The organism is Massilia sp. P2_C2 (assembly GCF_056404615.1).
In genome coordinates this window covers 26,398-32,805 of record NZ_JBFUDR010000035.1, presented here as the reverse complement: position 1 = coordinate 32,805, position 6,408 = coordinate 26,398, and the positions used below count along the sequence as shown (strand labels likewise).

At 67.3% G+C, this 6,408-nt stretch carries 7 protein-coding genes; all 7 read left to right on the top strand.

All coding sequences use genetic code 11. The annotated features are described in order from the left end of the window. The coding region (locus AC1DYX_RS06695) for a beta-ketoacyl-[acyl-carrier-protein] synthase family protein (RefSeq protein WP_477257557.1) at positions 1 to 1,245 on the top strand (1,245 nt) is incomplete at its 5' end. A gap of 10 nt (positions 1,246 to 1,255) precedes the next feature. Then, the gene (locus AC1DYX_RS06690) at positions 1,256 to 2,128 is read left to right on the top strand and encodes a MaoC/PaaZ C-terminal domain-containing protein (RefSeq protein WP_477257555.1); all 873 of its coding nucleotides are present in this window, start codon (positions 1,256 to 1,258) and stop codon (positions 2,126 to 2,128) included. Beyond that, on the top strand, positions 2,125 to 2,376 hold the full coding sequence (locus AC1DYX_RS06685) for an acyl carrier protein (RefSeq protein WP_477257553.1): 252 nt from the start codon (positions 2,125 to 2,127) through the stop codon (positions 2,374 to 2,376). Before AC1DYX_RS06690 ends, AC1DYX_RS06685 begins: the two co-directional genes overlap by 4 nt. Next, positions 2,376 to 3,269 carry a diiron oxygenase gene (locus AC1DYX_RS06680; RefSeq protein WP_477257551.1) on the top strand — a complete coding sequence of 298 codons (894 nt, stop codon included), beginning with the start codon at positions 2,376 to 2,378 and terminating at the stop codon, positions 3,267 to 3,269. The genes AC1DYX_RS06685 and AC1DYX_RS06680 overlap by 1 nt, the downstream gene beginning before the upstream one ends. Next, positions 3,269 to 4,777, top strand: coding sequence for a phytoene desaturase family protein (locus AC1DYX_RS06675; protein ID WP_477257549.1), 1,509 nt, complete (start codon positions 3,269 to 3,271; stop codon positions 4,775 to 4,777). Before AC1DYX_RS06680 ends, AC1DYX_RS06675 begins: the two co-directional genes overlap by 1 nt. Next, entirely contained in the window at positions 4,765 to 5,670 is a 906-nt protein-coding gene (locus AC1DYX_RS06670; protein WP_477257547.1) for an alpha/beta hydrolase, read from the top strand. The genes AC1DYX_RS06675 and AC1DYX_RS06670 overlap by 13 nt, the downstream gene beginning before the upstream one ends. After that, complete coding sequence (fabG, locus tag AC1DYX_RS06665) at positions 5,652 to 6,404, top strand: 3-oxoacyl-ACP reductase FabG (RefSeq protein WP_477257545.1); 753 nt, start codon at positions 5,652 to 5,654, stop codon at positions 6,402 to 6,404. The genes AC1DYX_RS06670 and fabG overlap by 19 nt, the downstream gene beginning before the upstream one ends. Positions 6,405 to 6,408: the final 4 nt, after the last annotated feature.

Below are 6,408 nucleotides of genomic sequence, written 5' to 3'. Positions count from 1 at the left end.
ATGCAGGGCAAACGCGTAGTAGTCACCGGATACGGAGCCATCTCCGCACTCGGAGAAAACGTGCCGGAAATCTGGGATGCGATCATGAATTATCGCGTCGGCTACAAGATGGTCGAATTCCCCGACCCGAAAATCAACGCACGCTTCTTCAGCTTCATGGAAGACCGGCGCCAGCGCTACGCCGGCTTCCCGAAGGCCGTCCTGAAGATGCTGCCGACCTTCGCGAAGAACGCGCTCGTCGCATCGCGTGAGGCGCTCACGATGGCGTTCGGCGGCAGCGACGACATCCACCGGCACCTGCAATCGCCGTTCGACATCGGCGCTGTCATCGGCACCGGCTGGGGCGGGATGGATGCCGTCAACGACAACAACAACGATTACCGCGACAGTGGCCTGGCGTCGTCGTTCGCGACGCTGATGTCGATGCACAGCATCGGCACGGCCGCCGTCGCCCTCAACTGGAACCTGCGCGGCTACCAGAACACGCCGGTGGCCGCCTGCGCGACGGGCACCATCGCCATCGGCGACGCGTATGAAGTCATCAAGTCGGGCCGCGCGAAGGTGATGCTGGCCGGCGGCAGCGAATCGCTGAAGGAAGTGTTCAACGTCTGGTCGATCGACGTCATCCAGGCCCTCAGCAAGGAGCAGCACGATGTGCGCCGCGCCTGCTGCCCGTTCAGCGCGCGCCGCAGCGGCTTCGTGCTGGCCGAGGGCGCGGCCGTGCTGTGCCTGGAAGAACGCGAGCATGCGCTGGCGCGGGGGGCCACGATCCTCGGCGAGATCACCGGTTACGGCAATTACTCGGACGCCTACGACATGACCGCGCCGGCCGACGACCTGCGCGCCCGTCACATGGCGATCGTGCGGGCCGTCGGCCAGGCCGGTCCGGGGCGCATCGGCTACATCAACCTGCACGGCACGTCCACGCCGATCAACGACGTCAACGAGACCGATACGATCAAGTCGGCGTTCGGCGACGCCGCGCCGGGCATCCCGATGTCGAGCACGAAGTCGTACACGGGCCACCTGATCGGCGCGGCCGGTTCGCTGGAGACGATCTTCTGCCTGAAGGCACTCGAGACGGGCACCATTCCGGCCACGATTCACCTGGACGAGGCCGATCCCGCGTGCGACCTGGATTACACGCCGAACCGCCACCGCCAGGTGCAGGGGATCGAGGCGGCCCTCAACGTCAGCTTCGGCTTCGGCGGCGCGAACAGCGCCCTCGTCGTCGAGCGCGCCTGAGGAGGCGGCGATGCACACCGCACGACACCGCCACGAAACTTCCCCGGCGTCCGGCCCGCTGACGTTCGCCCCGTTTTTGCTTGGCTTCGACATGCCCGAGGTGGAACATTGGGCGCAGTTTTCCGGCGACCGCAATCCGATCCACTTCGACCTCGCGCACGCCCGCGCGGCCGGCGTCGATGCGCTGATCGTGCACGGCATGCTCGCCATGCTGCCCATGAAGCAGGCGTTGTCGCAGGCCATGCCGCCCACCGGCTGGACGAAGTTCCGCACGCTGCTGCGCAAGCCCATCGCGCACGGCCAGCGCGTCGTGTTCGACACGAAGCCCGCTGGGACGGGACTCGCGTTCCGCCTGCACGACACGAGCGGCCAGGTCGAGCACTTCCGCGGCACGTATGGCCGTGTCGACGACCCGTCGTCCCTGCTGCAGGGCGACGTTCCGCGCGCCGGGCCGCTGGACGGTGCCCATCTCGAACGGTTCCGCCAGGCGTACCCGGAGGTGAGCGAGCGCTGGATCGCCCTCGACGCCATCGTGTTCTCGGAATTCATGCGCACGCGGCTGCACGTCGTCGAACGGCTGGCGCACGCGCACATGATGCGCCTGACCGGCGGCGCGCCCGTATCGCGCATCGTCGTGCAATCGAGCCATACGGTCACGTTCGACGCGGCGTTCTTCGACCAGGATGCGGATGCCGGCGCGTGGAGCCGGCTCAGTCATGCGCTGCTCACGCCCGAACTGCTCGCGGGCGGCAACCAGATCGGCGGCGTCGTCACGCTGCCGGTCATGTGCGACGGCCGTCCCGTCATGCTGGTCGAAGTGGGCCTGGTCGCCCGGTTCGACACCAATCCAATCAATCATCAACTCAATGGAGGTTTGAAATGAATGTAGCCGAATTCCTGCAGGATGCCATCGTGGAACTGAAAGACGTCGACGAGTCCGCGCTCGTCCCGGCGCTGACGTTCGAGGAACTGGAGCTGGACAGCCTGGATTACGTGGAAATYCAGCTGCGCATCAAGAAGAAGTACAAGGTCGAGATCACGCCCGAGCTGTTCTCGTCCGGCCAGCTGAAGAACCTGGGCGACCTGGTTGCGTACATCGAGACGCATCAACCGCAGCCGGCGGTGGCGTGATGACCGGGCAGCCTCCCGTCATCCCGCTCAGCCCGCGCGGCCGGCTCGGGGTGGAAAGCCTGATCGAGAAGTCGCACGCCGCGCCCATGGACCTGAACAGCGTGATCCCATGGGAGCTCGGCGTCGACCGCCGGGGCGTGCCCAAGCGAATGGAGCATTGCTGGATCCACGGCACGCAGCAGTTCGACGCGCTGACCGACGCCCAGCGCCATGAAGTGCTGTGGCTGGAAAACGCGCGCGACGTGTCGATGTTCATCCTGCTCGAACAGACGTTGCCGCCACTGTACATGGGCTACCTGAACGCCCACCCGGGTGCGCTGGCGCCCGACGTGCACGAATACCTGATGATCTTCTCGAAGGAAGAGATCGTGCACACGCTGATGTTCAGGCGCTACATGAAGATGGCGGAGCTGCCGCTGTACGGCCCGCCGGACGGCCTGCACGAGATGCTGACGGTCCAGCTGCCGAAGATGCATCCGGTGGCGGGCATCATTGCCACCTTGCTGCTCGAATGGGTGGCGGAGCTGTCGGCCATGTACGTGTCGCAGGACGACGTCGTCGACCCGCTCACGCGCCGGATGTTTTACGAGCACCACATGGAGGAGGCGCGCCACATCGCGTTCGGGCGCTGGGTCGGCGAGTCGTTCTTCGAGCATGCGCCGGCGGATGCGGCGGCGCAGATGCGCCAGATGATGCGCGCTCTGATGGCACGTCTCGTCCCGCAGTTCACGTACAACCCGGAGATCGCGAAACACACGTCGTTCGCGTTCCCGATCGCCTGCGACGACCAGGCCGCGATCGATGCCATACGCAATTCGGAAGCGAGCCGCCTGCTTAACGAAAAACGCTTCGCGCCGCTGTTTGCCTGGCTGCGCAAGGTGGAGGCGATGTGATGAGCGCGGGCCACTGGGACGCGATCTGCATCGGCGCGGGCATCACCAGCCTCGCGTTCGGGGCGCAGGTGGTGCGGCGCCATCCAGGCGCGCGCATCCTCGTCATCGACAAGCACGCCGTGCCGGGCGGTTATGCAACCGTGTTCCAGCGCCCGAAGGCGGATGCCGCATTCGACTGCAGCCTGCACAAGCTGAGCGGCATGGGCGAGGGCGGCAACCTGCGCCGTATCCTGGCCGACCTCGGGCTGGCCGACGAACTGCGCTTGAAGATTCCGGCCGATTACTTCGAGGCCGTCCTGCCCGATGGGAGCATCCGCTGCGGCAATGGCGTCGAGGCGTTCCGCGCGGCCCTGTGCGCGCGCTTTCCGCACGAGCGCGCGGGTTTGGACCGGTTCTTCGAGGAGGTGGCCATCCACGGCCGCAATGGCTACTACCAGTTCCAGATGATGGACGGCAGCTTCGAGCCGGACTTCGCGCAGCTGCGCTACGCGCACCGCCACCTGAAGCACCTGACGGTGGCGCAGGCGCTGGCGGAGCGCGTCGGGAATCCATGGCTGCGCGAGATCCTCGCCGCCACCGGCATCTACGTGGGCGGCTTCCCGGAAGACCTGGGCTACCTGTACTTCCTGCACGTCGTGTACGCGACGCTCACGAAGGGCAATGCCTATGTCGAGGGCGCGTCGCAGCGCCTGTCGGACGTGCTTGCGGACCGCATCGTCGCGGCCGGCGGCGAACTGCTGCTGGGGACGACCGTGCGCAGGATCCTCAGCGACGACAATGGCCGCGTGCGCGGCGTCGCCACGGCCAAGGGCGAGTACTACGCGGACCGGGTGTATCTCAACGCGGCCCCGCACTACGCGCTGCGCACGCTGTTCGACGACCAGCCGGGCCTGGACCCCGTGCGGCGCAAGCTGGAGCGCCTGACCCCGTCGCGGTCGACGACGACCGTGTACCTGACGACGGACGTGGCACCGGCCGAGCTGGGGCTCGCCAGCACGGAAACGATGATCGTCGCATGCGGCACGGACGCGAGCCTCGCGGCGCGGGCAGGGGCCGTGGATGACGACACGTGCGAACAGGCCTACTGGAGCGACGGCGTGATGGAAGTCACGAACTATCACGCGCTCGATCCGGCCGGCGGTCGCATCGTCTGCCTCAACGTGCTCGACACCATTGCTCACTGGCCCGAGCGCAGGTCGGTCGCGTACAAGTTCAAGAAGGTGCGGGCGAGAGAGACGTTGCTGGAGCGCCTGTACGCCGCGAAGCCGGGACTCCGCGGCCACGTCGTGTACACGGAAGTTGCGACGCCGCGCACGTACGAACGCTTCACGAACAACACCGACGGCGCGGGTTACGGCGCGATGGTGGGCACGGACCTGTCCGGCCACGTGTTCCACCACGGGTTCCCGATCGCGGGTGTCCATTTTCTCAGCGCCTGGGTCGCCGGCCCCAGCTACGAGGCCGCGTTCGGGTATGCCGAGATGAAGGCGAAGCAATGGGCGGCGTGACAGTGGATGCGATCGGCGCCATGGACGCGATGCCGCGCGGGACGGGCGCGCGGCGCGTCCTTGCGCGCGCCTGCGGCGGCCTGCTCATGCGGACCCTGTTCCGGCCCGTGTTCGGCTGGCGCGGCGGCGATACCGCAGGTTTGCAACCGTTCGTGCACACGGGCGCGGACGGCAGCTGGCTCGTGGGCGCCGTGTGTACCAGCCGGGTCGAACCGGCGCACGGCGTCGTGCTGCTGTGCCATCCGTTCCTCAAGTACGGCATGCATTATTTTTTCAGGAACGGCTATCACGACTGGCTGGCGGACGCGGGCTACCACGTCGTCGCCTTCGACTTCAAGGGATTCGGCCGCAGCACGATCGGTGGCCTGTCGTTCGCCGAGGACGTGGTCGCGCTGGGCGAATGGGCCAGCCAGCGCTATCCGGACCTGCCCGTGCACCTGCTGGGGACGTCGTTCGGCGCGTTCCACGCGCTCCACGCCATCGCGACGGGCGGTACAAAGTTCGCTTCGGTGCTGTTCGACAGCGTGCCGGCCGCGGTCGCACGCTTCTTCGGCCACGGCGCGACGGGCACCGCCATGCGCTGGCTGGGCACCAGCCGCTGGGCCGACGCGACGGGCACGCGCGCCATCTTCCGCTCGCTGCCGCTGCCGGACGACCTGCCGCGCCTGTTCCTGTTCGGTGCGGACGATCCGTTCATCACGGCCGCCGAGGTCGACGGCGTGCGCCAGGCGTGCGGTGCCGCCAGCGTGCGCGTGTATCCGGGCTGCGGCCACCTGGAAGTGCGCAAGGCGCATCCCGGCGCGTACCGCGCGGCCGTCCTCGCCTTCTTCGACGGCGCGTCCCTTCAATCAACACTCGACAAAGGTCATCATTCATGGAAACGAACGCAGTAGAGAGAAAATGGGTACTCGTCACGGGCGGCACGCGCGGCATCGGCCGCGGCCTCGTCGTGGCCTTTTGCGCGGCCGGCTACGACGTCGTGTTCACGTACCAGCGCTCGCATGACGCGGCGGCCCAGCTCGTGCACGAGATGAAGGCCGCGGGCGCATACGCGGCCGGCCATTGCTGCGACAGCGCGGACGAGCAGGCCGTCAACGCGCTGGCGCGCCACCTGCTCGTGGAGCGCGGCGCGCCGCATGCCGTCATCAACAACGTCGGCATCACGCGCGACGGGGTCCTGATGCGCATGAGCGGGCAACAGTGGACGGACGTCGTTAACGCCAACCTGAACGCCGCGTTCTACGTCACGCGCGCCTTCGTGCACGCGATGGTGGAGCAGGGCGACGGCGTGATCCTGCAGATGTCGTCCGTGTCCGGCTTCAAGGGCAACATCGGGCAGACGAATTACTCGGCCACGAAGGCGGCGATGATCGGCATGACGCGCTCGCTCGCGCTGGAGCTGGCGCGCTTCAATGTGCGCGTGAACGCGATCGCGCCCGGCTTCATCGCGACCGAGATGACGGACACGATCCCCGAGCCGAAGCTGAAGGCGCTGGGCGCCGGCATCCCGCTGCGCCGCTTCGGCACCGTGAGCGAGGTGGCCTCGCTCGCCACTTATCTTGCATCGAGCGACAGTGCATACATCACGGGCCAGACCTTCGTCATCGACGGCGGCCTGACCGCCTGAGGGG

Bases quoted from the DNA above. Each gene is read 5' to 3' on its own strand.
- AC1DYX_RS06680 (WP_477257551.1), top strand. From the start codon at position 2,376: ATGACCGGGCAGCCTCCCGTCATCCCGCTCAGCCCGCGCGGCCGGCTC.
- AC1DYX_RS06670 (WP_477257547.1), top strand. From the start codon at position 4,765: ATGGGCGGCGTGACAGTGGATGCGATCGGCGCCATGGACGCGATGCCG.
- AC1DYX_RS06690 (WP_477257555.1), top strand. From the start codon at position 1,256: ATGCACACCGCACGACACCGCCACGAAACTTCCCCGGCGTCCGGCCCG.
- fabG (WP_477257545.1), top strand. From the start codon at position 5,652: ATGGAAACGAACGCAGTAGAGAGAAAATGGGTACTCGTCACGGGCGGC.
- AC1DYX_RS06675 (WP_477257549.1), top strand. From the start codon at position 3,269: ATGAGCGCGGGCCACTGGGACGCGATCTGCATCGGCGCGGGCATCACC.